Annotated in this window: 19 protein-coding genes; 4 read left to right on the top strand and 15 right to left on the bottom strand. The window is 62.9% G+C overall.

Annotated elements, in window-relative coordinates; translation table 11 throughout:
- The first annotated feature begins 3 nt into the window (after positions 1–3).
- Together pflB and pflA are read left to right on the top strand one after the other, a co-directional pair.
- Positions 4–2,259 (top strand): formate C-acetyltransferase, encoded by a 2,256-nt coding sequence (gene pflB, locus LZ496_RS13070; RefSeq protein WP_249905167.1) that lies wholly within the window; start codon positions 4–6, stop codon positions 2,257–2,259.
- 1 nt (position 2,260) lies between these two features.
- Complete coding sequence (gene pflA, locus LZ496_RS13075) at positions 2,261–3,106, top strand: pyruvate formate-lyase-activating protein (RefSeq protein ID WP_249905168.1); 846 nt, start codon at positions 2,261–2,263, stop codon at positions 3,104–3,106.
- A 17-nt stretch (positions 3,107–3,123) separates the two neighbouring features.
- Here pflA and LZ496_RS13080 read toward each other — a convergent pair whose 3' ends face one another.
- Positions 3,124–5,211, bottom strand: coding sequence for a prolyl oligopeptidase family serine peptidase (locus LZ496_RS13080; protein ID WP_249905169.1), 2,088 nt, complete (start codon positions 5,209–5,211; stop codon positions 3,124–3,126).
- Positions 5,212–5,425: 214 nt separating this feature from the next.
- On the opposite strand from LZ496_RS13080, the gene LZ496_RS13085 reads away from it, so the two are divergent.
- Positions 5,426–6,376 carry an alpha/beta fold hydrolase gene (locus LZ496_RS13085; protein ID WP_249905170.1) on the top strand — a complete coding sequence of 317 codons (951 nt, stop codon included), beginning with the start codon at positions 5,426–5,428 and terminating at the stop codon, positions 6,374–6,376.
- 3 nt (positions 6,377–6,379) lie between these two features.
- On the opposite strand, the gene LZ496_RS13090 is transcribed toward LZ496_RS13085, so the two are convergent.
- The 14 genes from LZ496_RS13090 to LZ496_RS13155 all read right to left on the bottom strand — a co-directional run bounded on the left by LZ496_RS13090 (position 6,380) and on the right by LZ496_RS13155 (position 18,417).
- Positions 6,380–6,862, bottom strand: a complete 483-nt coding sequence (locus LZ496_RS13090; RefSeq protein WP_249905171.1) for a Rid family hydrolase — start codon at positions 6,860–6,862, stop codon at positions 6,380–6,382.
- 127 nt (positions 6,863–6,989) lie between these two features.
- Positions 6,990–7,406: a bactofilin family protein gene (locus LZ496_RS13095; protein WP_249905172.1), complete on the bottom strand. Its 417-nt coding sequence runs from the start codon at positions 7,404–7,406 to the stop codon at positions 6,990–6,992.
- Positions 7,363–8,523 carry a M23 family metallopeptidase gene (locus tag LZ496_RS13100; protein WP_249905173.1) on the bottom strand — a complete coding sequence of 387 codons (1,161 nt, stop codon included), beginning with the start codon at positions 8,521–8,523 and terminating at the stop codon, positions 7,363–7,365. Before LZ496_RS13100 ends, LZ496_RS13095 begins: the two co-directional genes overlap by 44 nt.
- 168 nt (positions 8,524–8,691) lie before the next feature.
- Positions 8,692–10,674 (bottom strand): TIR domain-containing protein, encoded by a 1,983-nt coding sequence (locus LZ496_RS13105; RefSeq protein WP_249905174.1) that lies wholly within the window; start codon positions 10,672–10,674, stop codon positions 8,692–8,694.
- Between the two features lie 85 nt (positions 10,675–10,759).
- On the bottom strand, positions 10,760–11,761 hold the full coding sequence (gene nadA, locus LZ496_RS13110; RefSeq protein ID WP_249905175.1) for a quinolinate synthase NadA: 1,002 nt from the start codon (positions 11,759–11,761) through the stop codon (positions 10,760–10,762).
- A gap of 29 nt (positions 11,762–11,790) precedes the next feature.
- A complete protein-coding gene (locus tag LZ496_RS13115; protein WP_249905176.1) occupies positions 11,791–12,504 on the bottom strand; it encodes a DUF4230 domain-containing protein in 714 nt (237 codons plus the stop codon).
- Positions 12,480–13,340, bottom strand: a complete 861-nt coding sequence (locus LZ496_RS13120) for an MBL fold metallo-hydrolase (RefSeq protein ID WP_249905177.1) — start codon at positions 13,338–13,340, stop codon at positions 12,480–12,482. Before LZ496_RS13120 ends, LZ496_RS13115 begins: the two co-directional genes overlap by 25 nt.
- 49 nt (positions 13,341–13,389) lie before the next feature.
- The gene (locus LZ496_RS13125) at positions 13,390–14,166 is read right to left on the bottom strand and encodes a hypothetical protein (RefSeq protein WP_249905178.1); all 777 of its coding nucleotides are present in this window, start codon (positions 14,164–14,166) and stop codon (positions 13,390–13,392) included.
- Between the two features lie 209 nt (positions 14,167–14,375).
- Positions 14,376–16,043: a M56 family metallopeptidase gene (locus tag LZ496_RS13130; protein WP_249905179.1), complete on the bottom strand. Its 1,668-nt coding sequence runs from the start codon at positions 16,041–16,043 to the stop codon at positions 14,376–14,378.
- Positions 16,040–16,411: a BlaI/MecI/CopY family transcriptional regulator gene (locus tag LZ496_RS13135; protein ID WP_249905180.1), complete on the bottom strand. Its 372-nt coding sequence runs from the start codon at positions 16,409–16,411 to the stop codon at positions 16,040–16,042. The genes LZ496_RS13130 and LZ496_RS13135 overlap by 4 nt, the downstream gene beginning before the upstream one ends.
- Before the next feature lie 348 nt (positions 16,412–16,759).
- On the bottom strand, positions 16,760–17,074 hold the full coding sequence (gene grxD, locus LZ496_RS13140) for a Grx4 family monothiol glutaredoxin (protein ID WP_249905181.1): 315 nt from the start codon (positions 17,072–17,074) through the stop codon (positions 16,760–16,762).
- Positions 17,071–17,316: a BolA family protein gene (locus LZ496_RS13145; RefSeq protein WP_249905182.1), complete on the bottom strand. Its 246-nt coding sequence runs from the start codon at positions 17,314–17,316 to the stop codon at positions 17,071–17,073. Before LZ496_RS13145 ends, grxD begins: the two co-directional genes overlap by 4 nt.
- A 4-nt stretch (positions 17,317–17,320) precedes the next feature.
- Positions 17,321–17,638 (bottom strand): DUF1476 domain-containing protein, encoded by a 318-nt coding sequence (locus tag LZ496_RS13150; protein ID WP_249905183.1) that lies wholly within the window; start codon positions 17,636–17,638, stop codon positions 17,321–17,323.
- A 77-nt stretch (positions 17,639–17,715) separates the two neighbouring features.
- Positions 17,716–18,417, bottom strand: coding sequence for an SDR family NAD(P)-dependent oxidoreductase (locus LZ496_RS13155; RefSeq protein ID WP_249905184.1), 702 nt, complete (start codon positions 18,415–18,417; stop codon positions 17,716–17,718).
- A gap of 130 nt (positions 18,418–18,547) precedes the next feature.
- On the opposite strand from LZ496_RS13155, the gene LZ496_RS13160 reads away from it, so the two are divergent.
- Complete coding sequence (locus LZ496_RS13160) at positions 18,548–19,087, top strand: TetR/AcrR family transcriptional regulator (protein ID WP_249905185.1); 540 nt, start codon at positions 18,548–18,550, stop codon at positions 19,085–19,087.
- Positions 19,088–19,089: the final 2 nt, after the last annotated feature.

Below are 19,089 nucleotides of genomic sequence, written 5' to 3' on the forward strand. Positions count from 1 at the left end.
GAAATGTCGACCGTCGTTCTTGAACCGAGCCCCGCCGAAGAGAAGAAGCAGGCCGGCTTCAAGCCCGGATTGTGGACCAAGGAAATCAACGTCCGCAACTTCATCCAGCTCAATTACGAGCCCTATTATGGCGACGAAGCTTTTCTTGCCGGGCCGACCGACCGGACCACGGGCATCTGGAAGAAACTGACCGACCTGTTCGTCGAGGAGCGCAAGAAGGGCGTGCTCGACGTCTCCCAGATCCCCAGTACGATCATCGCCCACGACGCCGGCTATATCGACAAGGCTAATGAGGTCATCGTCGGCCTTCAGACCGAAGCCCCGCTGAAGCGCGCGATCATGCCCAACGGCGGGCTGAAAATGGTGCTGACCTCGCTTGAGACGTACGGTTACAAGCCCGACCCGGTGATGGTCGAAACCTTCACCAAGTATCGCAAGACGCACAATGACGGCGTGTTCGACGCCTATACGTCGGACGTTCGCAAGTGCCGCAGTTCGCACGTTCTGACCGGCCTGCCCGACGCCTACGGCCGTGGCCGCATCATCGGCGATTATCGCCGTGTCGCCCTTTATGGCGTGGATCGCCTGGCTGAAGTGAAGAAGCAAGAAAAGGCTTCGCTCGACAACAAATGGTCATCGGACGAAATCATCCGCGACCGCGAAGAGCTTAGCGAGCAGATCCGCGCGCTCGGCGAATTGAAGGAAATGGCCGCCAAATATGGCTTCGACATTTCCGGACCTGCCACCTCCGCCAGGGAAGCCGTGCAGTGGCTCTATTTCGGCTACCTCGCCAGCGTGAAGGAGCAGAATGGCGCGGCCATGTCGCTCGGCCGCGTTTCGACCTTCCTCGACGTCTTCATCGAAAAGGACCTCGAAGAAGGGAAAATCACCGAGAGCGAGGCGCAGGAAATCATCGACGATTTCGTAATCAAGCTGCGCATCGTCCGCTTCCTCCGTACGCCCGAATATGACGATCTATTCTCGGGCGACCCGACCTGGGTGACGGAATCGATCGCCGGCATGGGCGACGACGGGCGGCCGCTGGTCACCAAGACCAGCTTCCGCTTCCTCCAGACCCTCTACAATCTGGGTCCGGCGCCGGAACCGAACCTCACCATCTGGTATTCCCCGCAGCTTCCCGAAGGCTTCCGCCGCTTCTCATCGAAGGTCGCGATCGACACCAGTTCGATCCAGTTCGAAAGCGATGAGATCATGCGCATGGCCTGGGGCGACGACGGCGCGATCGCCTGCTGCGTCTCGCCCATGGCGATGGGCAAGCAGATGCAGTTCTTCGGTGCCCGAGCCAACCTCGCCAAGGCGCTGCTGTACGGCATCAACGGCGGCCGCGACGAGGTGTCGGGCAAGCAAGTCGCACCGGCGTTCGAACCGGTCCAGGGCGACTATCTGGACTTCGACGATGTCGTCGACCGCCTCGACAAGGTGATGGACTGGCTGGCGGCCACTTACGTCACCGCCATGAACTGCATCCACTATATGCATGACAAATATGCCTATGAGCGGATTGAAATGGCGCTTCACGATTATGCGCCGCTTCGCACCATGGCATTCGGCATCGCCGGCATGTCGGTGGTCGCGGACAGCTTGTCAGCGATCAAATATGCCAAGGTGAAGGTGAAACGGGACGATACCGGCCTCGTCACCGGCTATGAGACCGAGGGCGAATTCCCGCTGTTCGGAAACAACGACAACCGCGTCGACGGAATGGCCGCCTGGTTGGTCACCACCTTCATGGGCAAGTTGCGCAAATTCCCGACTTACCGGAATGCACTCCATACCCAGTCGGTGCTGACCATCACGTCGAACGTCGTCTACGGCAAGGCGACTGGCGACACGCCGGACGGTCGCAAGAAGGGCGAGCCCTTCGCGCCGGGTGCCAATCCGATGCACGGCCGCGACAGTCATGGCGTCCATGCGTCGGCAGCTTCGGTCGCGAAGATCCCCTACCGCGACGCGCAGGATGGCATTTCGCTGACGACGACGCTGATCCCCAGCGGCCTAGGGCGGACCAAGGATGACCAGATCACCAATCTGACGTCGATCCTGGACGGCTTCTTCGGCTCGACCGGTTATCACATGAACATCAATGTGCTGAACCGAGAGACATTGCTCGATGCGATGGATCATCCGGAGAAATATCCGAGCCTGACGATCCGCGTGTCGGGCTATGCGGTCAATTTCGTGCGCCTGACCCGCGAGCAGCAGATGGATGTGATCAACCGCACATTCCACGGAGGATAAAATGGCCACCGCCTCGGCCGAGAAGGTCAACCTGGAGGCAAAAAGCCCGTACGAAATGCGGGTCCATCTTGGCGACGACGTGCCGGAGGTGGATGTCCGCAGTGCGCTCAAGACCGGCGATATGGGCTTCCTTCACAGCTACACGACGGGTTCGGCCGTTGACGGCCCGGGCATCCGGGTCGTCGCCTGGACGACGGCCTGCATGTTCCGCTGCCAATATTGCCACAACCCGGACACATGGACGCTCAGCAACGGCATTCCTGTGACACTTGAACGGGCGATCGACGGCGTTCGCAAATATGCGCACGGCCTAAAGCTGATGCATGGCGGCTTCACCCTGTCTGGCGGCGAGCCGCTGATGCAGGACCGGTTCGCGGTGCGGCTACTCGCGGCGGTCAAGGCGATGGGTGTCCACACGGCGATGGAAACCAATGGCTTCTTCGGCGACAAGCTGTCCGACGAGGAGCTCAAGAACATCGACCTTGTCATCCTCGACATGAAGGCGTTCACCGCCGAACAGCATGAGCGCGTGACGGGCATCAAGGACAATGCCGAAGTCTTCCACTTTGCGCGCCGCCTCGCGGAGCTGAAGCGCCCGATGTGGCTTCGCTACGTGCTCGTCCCGGGCCTCACGGACGTCGACGAGGAAATGGAGCAGATGGCGAAATTCGCAGCCTCGCTCGGCGTCATAGAACGCGTGGAGATCCTGCCGTTCCACCAGCTCGGCGAATATAAGTGGGAGCGGCTGAAGCTCGACTACAAGCTGTTGGACACCAAGCCGCCGTCAGGCGAACGGGTCGCCAACGCGATCGGCATCTTCCAGGCCGCAGGGTTGAACGCCTGCTAATTATCGCAAGCTGACCGCTACTTCCCGATCTCCTTGGTGAGGAACGCCCACAGCAGCGCCGATCGCATTGCATCTTCGCTGCGGTCCGCGCCGACCGAGTGGCCGCCTTCCAGATACTCGTGATAATAGGTGGTGCTTCCGCCCGCGCTGAGCTTTGCCGCCATCTTCCGCGCATGGCCGGGGTGCACCCGGTCATCCTTGGTCGACAGGTAGAAGAAGGTCGCCGGATAGCGGACCCCGGGCCGGACATTCTGGTAGGGCGAATATTGGGACATGAACGCCCAGTCCGCCGGCTTGTCCGGGTCGCCATATTCGTCGATCCAGGATGCGCCGGCGAGCATGTGCGAATAGCGCTTCATGTCGTGCAGTGGCGAACCTGAAATGACCGCGGAATATAGGTCGGGATGCTGGGTCAGCGCTGCGCCAACCAGCACGCCCCCGTTGGAGCGGCCCGAAATGGCGACACCGTCCTTGCGTGCCACGCCGGTCGCGATCAGGTCGCGCGAAACCGCTTCCAGATCGTCGAAGCTGTTCTGCCTTTTCTCGCGCAGCGCATCGCGCCACCAGCCGGGACCATATTCGCCGCCGCCCCGGATGTTGGCGAGGACGAACGCCCCGCCGTCCTCAGCCCAGAACAGGCCGAGCGGTCCGGAGCGATACGGTTGAGCGGTCAAATAGGTCGGCGTCTGCGCTGCACGGAACCCGCCATAGGCATGGACCAGGACGCCGGTCGGCTTGGTGACGCCCTTCTTGCGGACGAGGAAGTAAGGCACGCGCGTCCCGTCCTTCGACGTCGCGAAACGCTGGTCGACCGTGAACTTCGATGCATCGAACTGCGCTGGCAAAGATTGTACTGTCGCAACCTTTCCAGCCGCATCAATCGACATCAACGTAGTCGGGTTCAGCATGCCCTCGACCGTCGCGAAGGCGATGTCCTGCTTGTCCGCGGTCCCCGCAATGTGAACGGTGCTGTTGGCCGGAAGCGGCATCGCCTTGCTCGACCAGCTTCCGTCTGACTGGCGCCGAAGCGCGAACAGCTTGCCCGACACATCGTCCAGCGCCTTGATCCACAGGACATTGTCGCTGGCCGAGACTTCCTCGATCGCCTGGCTCTTTGTCGGCGCCATCACCAGCTTTGGCGCAGGCTTCTGGCCCGCCAGCATCTGCTGGAGGTCATAGGCCACGACCGAACCCGGCTGGAACGCGCCCAGCGGCTCGACCAGTGTTGCGATCGCCTGTCCTGAAATCACCCCGTTGAAGTTCGCCGTCTCCGGGATCGGCAAGTCGACCCAGCGTCCGTCGGGCGCCCGCATCGCTCGACGGGACTCATAGAAGCCGACGTTGCGGCTGAAACCGACGCGGCGGACATCGCCGTCCATGACCGCGACCGGACTGATGCCGATATCGTCCACGGTGACTTCCGCGATCTTTGTCGCCGCGCTCCACGGCGTACCGCGCTTCCATTCCTTGACGATGCGCGCGTAGCCGGACTTGGTCACCGTCCCCTCGCCTTCGGCCATCGCGACCATCAGCGTATTGCGGTCGACCCAGGTCACGCTGTTCTTGCTTTCCGGAACGACGAAGCCGCCCTCGACGAACTTGCCGGTCGTCAGGTCGAATTCGCGCACCACGTCGGCGTCGCTTCCGCCCGGGCTAAGCGAGACGAGGCAGCGCTGATATTCGGGCGGAAGGCAGTCCGCGCCGTGCCACACCCAGCTCTTCCCCTCGGCCTTGCCCAACGCATCGACGTCGATCAGCGTCCGCCACTGGGGCTTGCCCGCCAGATAATCCGCCAGCGGCGAGACGCGCCACAAGCCCCGCTTGTGATTGGCGTCGACCCAATGGTTCGCGACCAGGTCGCCCATCACCGCGCTCGGCGCCGCGATCTGATTGGGATCGTTGAGGATCGCCAGTGCGCGCTGACGACGTTCCTCGAAGCCCGGCATCTTGGTCAGGTCCGCCTCGGTCGCGGCGTTCCACGCCTTCACTTGTTCCAGCGCCTTGGCGCCCTCAATCTCTTCCAGCCAAAGATATGGATCGTCGTTCTGGGCCACGGCAGAAGAAGCGACGGCCGCACTCAACGCGGCGAACAGGATTTTACGCAAAGGAAGACCCCTCAAAGAATTTGAGGCGGACCGTGGCCGCGCGGTGAATTTCGGTCAACGCACCTTTCGACGAGCGGCCAAGCTGCGACCGTGGAAAACAGGTCGCCCCGGTGGCACGGCTGCTTACCACGCAATTTCACACGATTATCCCAACCATCGCGCGCCACTGCCGCATGGCCGGCGCGGGGTCGTCCGCGTGACCAAGGGAGTGATCATGTTTCTTCACATCAGCCAGGACCGTTGTTCACGCCCGCTCGAGGCAAGCATGAGCCGCATCCGGGTCGCCATCATCTTCCTCGCATTGGTGATCGCCAGCATCGGCAGCGCCGACGCATTCGCGGCCCCGGTTGATCAGGCAAGTTGGGTTTCCCTGAAGAAGGAAGTCCGGCTGCCGAACGGGCTCAAGCTCAACTATGTCGAGCTTGGCAATCCGAAGGGGGAGCCCCTGCTCCTGTTGCACGGCTACACGGACAGCAGCCGCAGCTGGTCTCTGACCGCGCCCTATCTCGCCGCGTACCGCCTGTTGATCCCGGACCAGCGCGGCCACGGCGGATCCGATGCGCCGGAGTGCTGCTACAGCACATCCCAGTTCGCCGATGATGCCCGGCTATTCCTGGATGCCCTTGGGGTCCGGCGTGCCGCGGTTGCCGGCCATTCCCTGGGCTCGATGGTTGCGATCAGCCTAGCTGCGGACCATCCGGACCGCGTTTCCAGGCTCATCCTCATCGGCTCGACCGCCCTCGAGCCCGTCAAGCGCGGCGATTGGCTCTACAGCAGCGCAACGGCCCTCAAGGCGCCCCTGGATAAATCATCCCCGTTCCTGCGCGAATGGCATCCGTCGAACCAGCCGACGTCGGTCGATCCTCAGTTCGCCAATGCGATCGAGCAGGAATATCTGACGATTCCGCTCCACGTCTGGCACGGCGTCATGCGCGAACTTGCCCATGTCCCGGTCGGCCGCCACGCCGAAGACATCAAAATTCCCGTGCTGCTGATATCAGGGGGCAAGGACCCGCTGTTCCCGGCCGAGCATCACGCATCGCTGCGAAAGGCCTTCCCCCATGCCGAGGAGCGGGTTTTCGGGGAGCTTGGCCACAACCCCAATTGGGAGCGCCCGGAGGAGGTCGGTCCGTTGATGGAGCGCTTCCTCAGCTCGACACGCTGACGCCTAGGGCTTGTGCTTCCGCACCGCGATCGCGTCGATCTCGACCAGCTGGCCCTCGTCCACCAGCCCCGCGACCTGCACCGTCGCGCGGGCCGGGCGGCCCGGCTGCTGGGCGGTTCCGAAGACCTGGCCATAGGCTTGCTTCATGCCTTCGAAATCCATTTTCCCGCCATTCGCCGGATCGGCGACGAGGAAGACGCGGAGCATCGTCACGTCGCCATAACCATAGCCCTGCCCCTTCAGAATATCGCCAAGGATCTTCAGGATATTCTGCGTCTGCGTCCTCGTGTCGCCGCGCACGGTCGGCGCGCTGGGGTCAAGCGCGGGCGGCGTGATGCCGCTGATATAGAGCGTGTCGGTCGTGCCCTTGGTCTCGACCGCATCGGCAACGGCCGCCGTGGCGGGCCCGATACGTGTGAGCTGGGCTTCGGCGCCAGTCGAAAACGCCAGTCCCGCGACAGCGCCGATTACACATAGCTTTAGCATGACCGCCTCCTTGAAAGGGCGGCCACCCGTTTAGACCCGGGCCCCGCATCTAAAATCGGGGCAACTCCGGATATTGAAGCGAAGCTTTCCGCAAGAACCGGGCGGTAAGAGCCGGTCCGTCAGGCGCTCAGTTCACCTCGGTGCCGCCGGCCAGCATGAGCTTGGGTTCCGCCTCAACCTGTCGCGGGGCGAACTTGCCGTTCACCTGCGCGCCCTCCTCGATGGTGAGCGATTGATAGGCGACATCGCCCTCGATCCGCGCTGTCTTCAGGATGACGAGCGTATTTGCGGTGATCGAACCTTTGATCGTTCCGGCGATACGGGCGCTTTCTGCGACGACGGTGCCGGTGACCTCGCTGGACACTCCCTGGACCAGGGCGGCGCATGTGATGTCGCCGTCGATCCGCCCATCAAGGTGAAGATCCTTCGTAGCCGTCAGATCGCCCTTGATGGCGATGTCGGGACCAAGCACGGAAAAGGTTGAATCCGACATGGCTGCGTTACCCGACGGCCGGTCGGTTGAGTCTGGCTTCTTGGAGAACATTAGGGGCTACCTCAAGAAATGGGCGCGGATTGACGGGTTGGCCGTTCAGGCGAACCTCGAAATGAAGGTGCGGACCGGTGGATCGGCCAGTGTTTCCGACCGCACCGATCACCTGCCCAGCCGTGACGACCTGACCGGGGCGCGCGCGAAATGCGGACATGTGGGCGTAGCGGGTGTGCAGGCCGTTGCCATGGTCGATGTCGATGGAATTGCCATACCCCGGACGCCGGCCGACGAAAGCGACCTTGCCGTTGGCGGCAGAGAAGATCGGGGCTCCCATCGGACCCTTGAAATCGAGCCCCGCATGGAAGGCCGCCTGACCGGCGAACGGATCGGACCGATAGCCAAAACCTGATGTGATATGGTTGGCGGCGGCGGGGATGACCTGCGGAATTCCTTCGAGCCCGCGCTGAAGCGCATCCATCCGCGCAAGGCTAAGACCGAGGCGGCGGAAGCGCGGATCAATCGCGCCGGCATTTGAAGTCAGCGCGATGAACGGGCCGCCCATGGCGCTCCGGTCGTCCAGCGAGGCCAGCATTCGCTGGGGATTGAGCCCCAGCTTGCGCATTGCAGCTTCGGCGGCGGCCGAGCGCCGGTCGGCGAACCGAGTCAGCCGTTCGGCGAATGCGAGCTGCCGCGCCTCGACCTGGGCGAGAGCGGCCGCTTCCGGCACCGTCATGCTGACCTTGTCGACGGTCTTGGAGGATTCCTGGCTGCTATCGGAAACGGTCTCGCCCGCCTTGGCATCGGCCGGCAGGTCTCCGACATAGGATTTGACCATCTTCTCGATGAACAGTTGTCGCCGGTCGAGGTCGACGGCGACGGCATCGACATTCTTGCGATAGGCGGCGATGCGGTTCTCCGCGCTTACGACCTTGGCTTCGCGGTTCAGCAACGATTTCGCATTGTAGCTGTCGAGCACTGAACCGATCGCCACGGAGGCCATGGTCGCCACCCAGGCAAGCAAAAGGCCGGCGGCAACTGCGGCGACGGACATCTGCAGGCGCGAGGAGATGCGCAGATAGCGGACATGCCCTTCCGAGCGCATGATGAACTCACGCTCAGGGAAATAGCGTCGGATGCGCGCGATGGCCGCGCCAGCGACTGCCTTTTGCACGAGTCTCCCCCCTCTGCCCCGCAGCTTGGTTAGGCCGCTGATCGCCAGTTGCGATTCACACGGGGCGGACTCGGGATGAATCGATTGACTCGTGCGACGAAACGATTGCCGAAATGCGCAATTCGCAACCCAGATTAAGTTGCCAACCCGGGGATGAAAATCGAATCCCTATTTGCGCTTGAACAGCTGCTTACAGATCGGTTCCGGGTGCCGTCTGCAAAAATCCGGAGGCCGCCCGCTGCGCCAATAGGCCAGTAATCCGCTGCGCTCAGCCAGCTGGATATAGCGCGGGTCGCGCCGCATTGGTGCTGAACCCGGCGATGCTATGAAGTCGGTTTGGACGGTATCGGGTTCCTCCATCCAGATCCGCTCCGTCTCCGCGGGGGTCCTGCCGACGCGCTGCGGGTAGAGTTTGGCCGCGATGGCATAGGCGCCGTCCTGATCGCCAAGCTGCGCCAGGGCGATCATGCAGCGGAGGTTGAGCAGCATATCGTCGCCATCGGGGCAGGTCTTTCGGGCAGCCGCGATCGATCTCGATTTCAGCGCCGCGACGAGCTCGTCGCTGGTTACATAGTCGGGGTCAAGGTTCTTGATCTTCACTTCCCGCTCAAGCTGCTGCATCGCCTGGAAATCGCCGCGGTCGATCAGGCTGAACAGGCGATTCCGAATGAACATCCACTGATATTCGGGCCACCAGCGGACCGCCTGTTGATAGAGGTCCTGAACGCCGGCGCTATCGCCCTCGAACTCCATCGCCTTGAGCATCCAGCCGATCTTCGTCGGCACATAGATATCGTGGGTGTGGGCCAGTTTCGCGAGGTCCGCCGATTCATCGAAGCGGCCGACACTGCGGAGGAGATGGCTAAGGAACGTATTCACATATGGCGCATCGGGATCGACCCGCTTTGCCAGGCGGAGGCGGTCTTCGCAGGCGGCAAATAGAGTTTCGCTTCGAAGGAGGCACCATGGCGAATATGCCTCGCCGAACTTCGGTGCCAGTTCGACGGCCCGATCGGCCGCTTGCCGCGCTTCCGCAACCGCTCCGGCCCGTTCCTCGAGCGGCAGATCAGCCATGATGAATGCCGTACTATAGGCCACCCCGAGTTGAGCGAGCGGGACGTCGGGCGCCTTGGCGGCTGACCTTTTCGCGATTTGATATGCCCGCAGCATATCGCCGGTGAAATTGTCCTGGAGGAGGTCAGTCAGGATAGCCGGGTCGAGCGACAGGCGCGGGTCGAGCAATGGCAGTTTCGCGCTGGTGGTAAGATTTCCGGCCATTTGCGCACCGATGCGCTCCGGAAGGTCGCGGACCTCATCGCGGCTGGCCTCGAACTGCTGCGAATAAACGGTGGATCCGTGCGCAGCCTCGGCAAGACGTACCGTAGCAACGATTTTGTCCCCACTTCTGCTGACGTCGCCCGACATCAGGAAATCGACCGACGGCTGGCCCGGTTGCGGGGCCGCGTTCATCAGGCGCAACGGAACTCCGCTTTGCGAAAATGTGTGAGCGATGGAGTCGCGGGTTTGCGTCGCGATTTCGCGCAGGCTCGCGTCCTCGTTTCCTGCGTTGAACGGCAATAACGCGATCGTTGGCTTAAGCGGTTGGCTCGCCGCATTCTGGATTTTCTGAAATGCCAGGAAGGCTGCGACCGCCGCGATGAAAGCCAGCGCCGCGACCGCGAACCAAAACGGCTTGCCTTGGGGAAGCGAGAAACGCCGTGGCGGCTTCGCCGGCCGCTGACCTGGTGAAGGCTCCTCCTTTCCCTTTAGCCGTCTCTCAACCGAGCGGAGCAATTCGTTCGTTCGTTCGTCGTTCCTCGCGGCTTTCCAACCCGTCAGGTCGAGCGTGTGGAACTGGCGGAAGCCCATCGGCGGCACCGACCCGTCGATGCTGACCGGGACGAGGCTGCCCTTGTCGCAGCCGACCCCTGCCTCGTCGCGCACCCAACGCGATCTGATCGATTCTTGCGACCAGGCGACCACCACGACTTCGGATTTGTCGAGCGCGGCTTCGATTTCGTCAGAGAATTCTTCGCCGCCATCGAGGCGGCGGTCCCACCAGACGTCGTGCCCGGCCGTTTCGAGGACGTCGGCAAGCCTTGCGGCGCAGCCGCGGTCCTCACGTGCATAGCTGAGGAAAATGGCCCCCATTCGCCCTCCGCGGGCAAACGCTGCGCCGCGGCTATGCCTGAGTCAAGAAATCGAGATCGCGCGGGCTTGGGCTGGCCCCGGGCAATTAGTCCCCGGAAATCTTGGGCATTCCGACATCGCCCTGCCCAACCGTGCGGCCGGCCATTTCCAGCATCCGCTCGAGCGGTACTCGCGCCTTGGCCATCGTCTCCGCATCAAGCTCGATGCGCGGCTCCAGGTCGCGCAGCGCCACGTACAGCTTCTCTAGCGTGTTGAGCGCCATGTAGGGGCACATGTTGCAGTTGCAGTTGCCGTCGCCGCCGGGGACGCCGATGAACGTCTTGTCCGGCGCCGCCTTCTCCATCTGGTGGATGATATGCGGCTCGGTCGCGACCAGGATCGTCTTGCTCGGCGAATGGATCGCAAAGTCGAGGATCGACTTCGTCGACCCGACATGATCCGAATGATCGATGATATGGGGCGGGCATTCCGGATGCGCCGCAACTGGCGCGCCGGGATGTTCGGCCTTGAGCTTCAGAAGCTCCGTTTCGCTGAACGCCTGGTGGACGATGCAGATACCGGGCCACAACAGCATGTCGCGCCCCGTCTTGCGCGCCAGATAGCCGCCGAGATGCCGGTCCGGGCCGAAGATGATCTTCTGCTCATTCGGGATCTGCTTCAGGATCACGTCGGCCGAGGAGCTGGTGACGATGATGTCCGACAGGGCCTTCACCGCCGCCGAGCAGTTGATGTAGGTCAGCGCGATATGGTCCGGGTGCGCGTCGCGGAACGCCTTGAACTGGTCCGGCGGGCAGCTGTCCTCAAGCGAGCAGCCAGCATCCATGTCGGGCAGGATGACGATCTTCTCGGGGCTCAGGATCTTCGCCGTTTCCGCCATGAAGCGCACGCCGCAGAAGGCGATGACCTCGGCGTTGGTCGCCGCCGCCTTGCGCGACAGGTCCAGGCTGTCGCCGACGAAATCGGCAAGATCCTGGATTTCCGGCTTCTGGTAGTAATGCGCGAGGATAACCGCGTTGCGCTCTTTCTTGAGGCGCGCGATCTCGGCCAGGAGATCGAGCCCCTTGAGGCTCTGTGTCTGCGCGGTCATGTCATTCGTCCTTCAAGCCAGCGGCGCGCTCAATTGCTCCGCGCCTCGTCGAGCACATCGTTATAGCTGCGGCTCCGGTCAAGTGGCTCCGTTACCGCCGAACCTTCGGTCGGGTAACGCGCCACCACCTTGGCATTGTCGAACCCCGCCGCTTGCAAGGGCAGCGCGAAGCTCCGCTCCACCGCCTGCCGCCCGGCCTCGCGCGCCAGCCGCATCGGAACCGGCGAACCAGCCTGCTTGCGGAGGTCCGCCACGGCCCTCGCCCGATTGTTGCGGTCAAGCGCCCGGTCGGCGTCGGTAATCACGCTGAGCACGCCATTCTCGCCATACTCGCGCGCCGCGCCGAGATCGACTTCGGGGCCGGCAATCTCAATTTCCGGAAGGGTGACGCTGAGCGTGCTCTTGCCCGCATCCCACTGCACATCCTCCGGCCCCAGTTTGGCGAGATCGAGTTCGTATCGAACGTCGCCCGGAAGGATCAGCGTCCGCTCCGAACTGACCAGCCCGCCCAGCCGCTCCTGACGACTGCTGACGACCGAGACATAGCGCGCAACGAACGGTACCAGCCGGTTCTGCGCCCGCATCGATTGCAACGCCGACGATGCAACGGTTTCGGGATTGGGCCCGCCGAACAGCCTTCGGCCGATATCGATCGCGCTTCCGAAGAACAGACCAAGCACCAGCGCGACGATCACCGCTGCGGTCGCCAGCGTCTTGTTCAGGCGGCTTTGGCCTTGCTCCATGTCTCACCTTCCCCCGCTTCAACCATCCCGCGCTTCTGAAGGTCCAGCAAATGCGCCAGCACCGATCCGCCGGCTGCGGGCACGAGCCGCTGGTCCAGCCCGGGATATGCGTTGGCGACAATGTCCGGGATATCGCGCGCGCGTTCCCCGACCAGCCGCAATATCTGCCGTTCCCTCTGCAGCCGGTGGCCGATCATCCCACGGACCAGCTGCATCGGCTTGGTCACGGCCGGCCCATGCGCCGGATAGAAGATGCGGTCGCCGCGCTGCCGAAGCAGGTCGAGGCTCTTCATATAGGCACCCATCTCGCCGTCGGGCGGGACGACCACTGTCGTCGACCAGCCCATGACATGGTCGCCGGTGAACAGTGCGTCGCCGAACGCAAAGCAAAGGTGATTGCTGGTATGCCCGGGCGTCGCAACCGCGAGCAACCGCTTGCCATTGTCGAATTCGATCGCCTGCCCGTCGGCCAGCACGAGGTCGGGCGCATATTCCTTGTCGAAGCTGGCGTCGGCGCGCGGTCCGATGCTCTCCAGCACCAGCGGTGCGCAACCGATGATCGGCGCGCCGGTAGCTTCCTTTAGCGCCCTGCTGGCCGGCGAATGGTCGCGGTGCGTATGGGTGCAAGCGATCGCGGCGAGGCTGCGGCCATCCAATGCGGCGACGATCGCTTCGACATGCTCGGGCATATCCGGCCCGGGATCGATAACCACCAGCTCTTCGTCGCCGACCAGATAGGTCTGCGTCCCGAAATAGGTGAATGGCGATGGATTGCGCGCCAATAGCCGGGCAATCCCCGGCTCAAGCCGCTCCAATATGGCATAAGGCGCATCCATGCCCGGCTCCTGCCACGAGCCAAGCGTGCAAGGCAACTAACGGATCGGCCTAGCAGCGCAGGGAATATGGCCCCAGCGTTTCGACAACCTGGCCGGACCCCATCACCTGGATCTCCACCTTGGTGCTGGCAACGCCCGCGCAAAGCTCCGGCGGCAACTTGGACCGGTAGGTCTCGCCCTGCCGCATCGGTGCGAGTGCAAGCTTCGCCCGCTCATCCCCTCGCCGCAGGAAGCGAAGGCTTGCCTCGCCGCCAAGATCCGCATCGGCGATAATCGAAAGGCGCGTGGCACGATCAAGCGTGGCGCAGCTACTGCCCGTACCCTTTTCGCCGGGCGCGAGGCAACGGATCGTCAGCTTCGGCTTCTTCACGACCGGTGCGACCGCAGGCGTCTTGGCGGCGACAATCACTGGAGGCGGAGCTGGCTGAGGAGCCGGCTGCTCAACGGAAGCAACGGGAGCCGGCAGTGCCACAGCGCCGGCCTCGACCTTGGCGATCTCCGCCCTCAGCGCCGACGTCAGCTGGTCCTTGGCGGTCTGCGGCATCTTCTCATTAGCTTCGATCTTCGCCGCGGCGTCCTTCAGCGTGGCCGCCCACTCGGCGTCGGTCTGCCCCTGCTTGCCGCACAGCTTGACCTTGGAGCTCTTCTTCTCACCATTCTCGTCGCGTTCGACGACCGTCTCGAACTTTCGGGCATTGCAGTCGGTGACGAGCTTCAGCGCTTCGGGATCGGTTCCCTGTATGGTGGACCCTGCCGGCTTTTCCTGCGCCAGCGCCGGGAACATAGCGCCGGCGGCCAGGGCCAGTGCGATCGTCAACCTGTTCATTTTCAATCCTTATCCGGGACTTCCATTGGCCGAAGGGCCGCTGAACCCCGGTTTAACCAATGATCAGGCCTCGACCAACCGCGACCTTAAGCCGCCATGTGCCCATTTTGCCAAGGCCCCCCGGAAATGGAATGAGGCGCCCAACGCTGCCTCCCAGCATCGGACGCCCCGGCTTCACGAGGCTAGCCTCGTGCCGCTTCGAGCCTAATTCATTCGTCGTCGAACTGGATTTCGAGCCGCTCGATCTCGTCCTGAGCCTTCTCGATCGACTTTTCGGCTTCGGCGATGCTCTTCTCGATCTGCTTGTGATCGACCGAAGCCATCGCCTCGCGATAGATTTTGTTGACATCGATCTTCTCGATATCACGCATCGATGAGCGGATCTGGGCCTTGATCTGTTCCGGGTCCTGGCCGGAGCGGCGGATATGCACCGCGTTACGGTCGATTTCGCGCATTGCCCGGTTGATCTCCTGCCGCGCTTCGGCGAGGTCGCGCTGCATTTCCCGCTGGTCGATCCTCATGTCCTGGATGGACTCGCGGATCTCGCGCTGCATCTTTTCGCGGTCGATCCGGTTGCGGGCCAGATCCGCCTTCGCCTTTGCAAGCGAGCGCCGCACTTCCTGCTTCTCGGCCGGAGTCAAATCTTCCCAGCGCTTCTCGCGACCGTTGATGTGAATCTTGCTGTCATGGTCGAAATACATCGCCTTGACCGGTGCGACAGGCGCGACTGGAGCAACAGGCGCGACGGGTGCAACTGGCGCAACCGGTGCAACGGGAGCCACCGCTGCCGTCGGCGCGGACGGCGCCGGTTCCGCGACCGGAGCAGCCGCTGTGGCGGCCTGGACAGCCGCGACTGCCAGCGCCGCCGGGCTCGCCGGGGCTGCAGGGCTTGCCGGGCTAGCCGGGCTAGCCGGAGCCATTGGGCTTTCCGGGGCCGCGGGCGGCGCGATGTCGACATAGTTGATCGCCCGCGTGGCGGTCAGCGGAAGGGCGACGGCGACCGTCGCGAGGACCATCAACCGGCCACTTAAACGACGGCCGGCGGTGGGGTTGGTAAGCATGGACTTAAGCCTCCTGTGAAGGGTGTTGCGTCGATCGAGCGCGCTGGCGAACAGCAGCGCCCTTCCCGAAGCGGCCTTGGCGATCGCACGACCGTAATCGGCGCGATCGTCGGCCTTGGCTTTGTCCAGCACCCGGGCATCGCACGCTGCTTCCTGATCGAAGCGAAAAGCGGCGTGGGCTACCCAGGCGAGCGGATTGAACCACTGGAGGCAGAGTAGGACAAAGGCAAAGAAGTTGGCGACAAGGTCGCCGGAACGATGGTGGGCAAGCTCATGCTCGAGCGCCAGGCGGCGCTCATGAGGTGCATAGAGACCCTCGAAATTTGACGGGACGGCAATCACGCGGTCGAAAATCCCGAACGCGACGGGCCCGGTGAGATCCGGCGACTGTACCAGGCGGATGGAGCCGATGCGGCCAAGTTCGCGCGAATCCTTGAGGATAGCCCGCCGCTCGCGACCAAATGTCAGCATCCGGGCCAGGAACAGGCCGGCTGCAATGCCAAGCCACAAGGTCAGCAGGATCGTTGGCCATCCGCCCAGCTGCTCGACCAGCGTCGGCTCGGACGGCGCCATCGTCGCCAGCAGCATCGGTTCGATCGACGCCTGCGGGGCGATGTACGAAGGCAGAACGGGCGTGGGCGCGGTCCGCTCGATCGTATGGGTGATCGTTGGCATCAGCAGCCTCGCCGCCGGGATCATCCACAGGCCATAGGCCACGCGGGCGCCGAAATGGCGGCGGACGGGTTCACGGACCAACAGGACCAGGACGATCAGTCCGGTCGTCGCGAGCAATGTTCCAAGCAGCCAATCCGTCACGACTTCAGCTCCCTCAACAGGGCCTCGATCTCGGCGATGTCATCTTCGTCCAGTGCATCTTCTTCGGCCAGCCGCGCTACCAGCGGCGATAGACGGCCGCCAAACAGCCGTTCGACGAACCGCCTGGATTCATGTCCTACATAATCTTCGCGCTTAATCGCCGGTGAATAAAGGAAGCGGCGGCCATCCTCGCGATGCTTCAAGGCGCCCTTGGTTGCGAGCCGCGACAGCATCGTCTTGACGGTTGCCAGCGTCCACTCGCGTGTCCCATCGATCCGGTCGGCGACTTCGGCAGCGGTCAGCGGTTGGCCCGCCGCCCAAAGCGCTTCCATCACTTCGAGTTCCGCATCGCTGATCCGTACGTCCATCGGAGCGTCCTTTCGATTACAACTGTAAGCGAACTGACTACAGCTGTAAACACAGAATTTCGCCCGCCCTGTCATTTTCTTAAAAAACGTCGGGATTCTTTACGGAATGGCTTGAGTCGCCAGCGAGACGAGACAGATTATCAGCTGTTTTCTGCCGTTTTTCCTAATTGGCACGGCGGTTGCACTATGTATGGCGTCCACTTGGTTCCACGCCAACACAAAGGGGACGGCAACAGCGGTTTTCTGGTCCCGCGTTCGCCGTCCCCTTTTAGTTTTAAGGCCTGTTTTCGCGTTTCGGGGGCGGCTCTCCTCGTTGGGCCCCTGCCCAACAGGGGAGCCGCAAATTCCTCAGGCCTCGGCTTTCAGAAGCTGCTGAAGCTCTCCGCTCTCGAACATTTCCATCATGATGTCCGAACCGCCGACAAACTCGCCCTTCACATAGAGCTGCGGGATGGTCGGCCAGTCGCTATATTCCTTGATGCCCTGGCGGATCTCCTGGTCCTGAAGGACGTCGACCGTTTCATACGGCACTTCCAGATGGTCGAGGATTGCGATGGCACGGCTGGAAAATCCGCATTGCGGGAAAAGCGCGCTGCCCTTCATGAACAGGACAACGTCATTTCCTTGAACCAGCGCGTCGATGCGCTCCTTAGCTTCACTCATTTGGATTCTCCGTTGGGCACCGCGGTTTCAAGTTGCAGCGCGTGAAGTTCGCCCCCCATTCGCCCGCCAAGCGCCTTGTAGACCAGCTGGTGCTGGCGAACCCGGCTCATCCCGGCAAAGCTCGGCGAAACGACTTTCGCCGCATAATGATCGCCGTCGCCGGCGAGGTCGCGGATCTCGACCTCGGCGTCGGGAATGGCGGTTCGGATCATGTCCTCGATATCCTGGGCGGCCATTGGCATTGTCTTATCCGATCAACTGGCGCCGGGCTTCGACCAGCTTTTCCCTGGTCGCTTCGCGAATTCGGTCCTCGTCGATCTCGACCCCGGCAGCCGTCAGGTCGCCGAGCAGCTTCAAGGTGACGTCCTTGCCGCCGCCGCCTTCGAAATCGGCCCGCACCAGGTCCTTGGAATAGGCTTCCCCCTCGACGTCGGACAGGCCCATCAGGCCGGCCGCCCACTCGCCGAGCAGCCGGTTTCGGCGGGCGAGAATGCGGAATAGCGTTTCCTCGTCATTGGCCAATTGGGCCTCAAGGCTGCGGTCATTCTCTTCGAACTGGCTCATTGGCGGATCCTCATTGGCCCGCCAGATAGTTATTGGTGGGACCTGCGTCCAGCCGCGTGCCGGACAATCGTACGGGCCTAGCCTGCTCGCCGCGCGCCTTCATCGCCGCGAGTCCAGCCGGTCAGCTTGGCGATATCGGCTGCGAGCGCGCGATTGCCGTCATCCTCCCGGTGCGAAGAAAATCCCGCATCCGACCAGTAGCGGGCGTTGCTGTCGGGCACGACCTCGACCAGCCGCTTGCCTTGCGAGCAGCCGATCATCACCCGGATCGACGAGCCGCGCGCTTCGGCGGCAAGGGCGGAGCATAGCCGCTGAAACGCCTGGTTCGAGCTGGCGTAGGGGAAAATCGCGTCTCCGGAGTCAGCGGATGCCGGCGGAATGCTGAGCAGGATTTTCCCGTACCTGCCGTTGCGAAGGCCCGGCATCAGCGCTCGCGAAACACGGTACATGCCCAGGGTCCGCTCATATCCCCCGCCGGCCGCATTGATCACCATGTCGAGCTCGGGATAGCTCGCCAATATCTCGGCCGCGAAAATGGTGACGCTGCCTTCTGACGCGACGTCGCAATAGCGGCCGACCGCGTCCAATTCCTTGGCCAGCATGCCCAGCAACTCCGTATCATGGTCCGCCAGGATCAATTCCGCGCCTTGTGCGGCGAAGGCCTTGGCGCAGGCGTGACCGATCCCCCGGCAAGCGCCGGTGATCAGGACACGCGGACGGCCGCGCGCGGAAGGGTCTCCAGTCGCTCCATCGTCGGAACGGCTTGCAAATTCAGTCATTTTGGGCTTGATAGTTAAAGCAACTATTTGTTGCATTAGTGGCGTTATGTCGTGGAGTCAACATATGTCGGACACCGATGTCATGGAGCGACCCACCCCTCAAAAACGTCCCGGTGGCAGAACCGCCGAAGTGACGCGAAGGATCCATGAAGCCATTCTGGAGCTACTGGTCGAAGGCGGCATTGACGCCTGCACCTTCCAGAATATCGCAAGCCGCGCGGGCGTTGAGCGATCGACGCTCTATCGGCGCAATCCCGATCGCTGGCCGACGATCATCGACGCGATCATCGATTTTGCCGAGCGCGAAACCGCGCCCCACGACACCGGCACCTTTCGCGGCGATCTGACGGCAACCTTGCGAAACCTCGCCAGGGCGCTGAACGGCCCGCTCGGCCCTGCCCTCATCACGGTCGCCGCTGCATTGCAGACCGGGGTTGCGCCGGGCCAGGGGGAGCGCTTCTGGGCGAGCCGGATGGAGCGGCTTGGTCCAATGTTCGATGGCGCAATCGCGCGCGGAGAACTGCGCGACAATGTCGATCGCGAAGCCATTTTCTCGATGGCCGCCGGTCCGATCTACTTTCGGCGCCTGATCGCCGCGAAGCCTGTCGGAGACGATTGGGTAAGGCTTGTCGTCGACGAAATCTGCGGCCGCTACTGCCTCGAAAACTAGAT

This window comes from Sphingomonas caseinilytica (genome assembly GCF_023516455.1).
GTDB lineage: Bacteria > Pseudomonadota > Alphaproteobacteria > Sphingomonadales > Sphingomonadaceae > Sphingomicrobium > Sphingomicrobium caseinilyticum.

What these genes read in the sequence shown, in the direction of transcription:
- LZ496_RS13090 (WP_249905171.1), bottom strand. Translation starts at nt 6,862, where the DNA reads ATGCTAAAGCTATGTGTAATCGGCGCTGTCGCGGGACTGGCGTTTTCG.
- LZ496_RS13125 (WP_249905178.1), bottom strand. Translation starts at nt 14,166, where the DNA reads ATGAACAGGTTGACGATCGCACTGGCCCTGGCCGCCGGCGCTATGTTC.
- LZ496_RS13120 (WP_249905177.1), bottom strand. Translation starts at nt 13,340, where the DNA reads ATGGATGCGCCTTATGCCATATTGGAGCGGCTTGAGCCGGGGATTGCC.
- LZ496_RS13105 (WP_249905174.1), bottom strand. Translation starts at nt 10,674, where the DNA reads ATGGGGGCCATTTTCCTCAGCTATGCACGTGAGGACCGCGGCTGCGCC.
- grxD (WP_249905181.1), bottom strand. Translation starts at nt 17,074, where the DNA reads ATGAGTGAAGCTAAGGAGCGCATCGACGCGCTGGTTCAAGGAAATGAC.
- LZ496_RS13145 (WP_249905182.1), bottom strand. Translation starts at nt 17,316, where the DNA reads ATGCCAATGGCCGCCCAGGATATCGAGGACATGATCCGAACCGCCATT.
- LZ496_RS13135 (WP_249905180.1), bottom strand. Translation starts at nt 16,411, where the DNA reads ATGGACGTACGGATCAGCGATGCGGAACTCGAAGTGATGGAAGCGCTT.
- LZ496_RS13150 (WP_249905183.1), bottom strand. Translation starts at nt 17,638, where the DNA reads ATGAGCCAGTTCGAAGAGAATGACCGCAGCCTTGAGGCCCAATTGGCC.
- nadA (WP_249905175.1), bottom strand. Translation starts at nt 11,761, where the DNA reads ATGACCGCGCAGACACAGAGCCTCAAGGGGCTCGATCTCCTGGCCGAG.
- LZ496_RS13095 (WP_249905172.1), bottom strand. Translation starts at nt 7,406, where the DNA reads ATGTTCTCCAAGAAGCCAGACTCAACCGACCGGCCGTCGGGTAACGCA.
- LZ496_RS13155 (WP_249905184.1), bottom strand. Translation starts at nt 18,417, where the DNA reads ATGACTGAATTTGCAAGCCGTTCCGACGATGGAGCGACTGGAGACCCT.
- LZ496_RS13115 (WP_249905176.1), bottom strand. Translation starts at nt 12,504, where the DNA reads ATGGAGCAAGGCCAAAGCCGCCTGAACAAGACGCTGGCGACCGCAGCG.
- pflB (WP_249905167.1), top strand. Translation starts at nt 4, where the DNA reads ATGTCGACCGTCGTTCTTGAACCGAGCCCCGCCGAAGAGAAGAAGCAG.
- pflA (WP_249905168.1), top strand. Translation starts at nt 2,261, where the DNA reads ATGGCCACCGCCTCGGCCGAGAAGGTCAACCTGGAGGCAAAAAGCCCG.
- LZ496_RS13085 (WP_249905170.1), top strand. Translation starts at nt 5,426, where the DNA reads ATGTTTCTTCACATCAGCCAGGACCGTTGTTCACGCCCGCTCGAGGCA.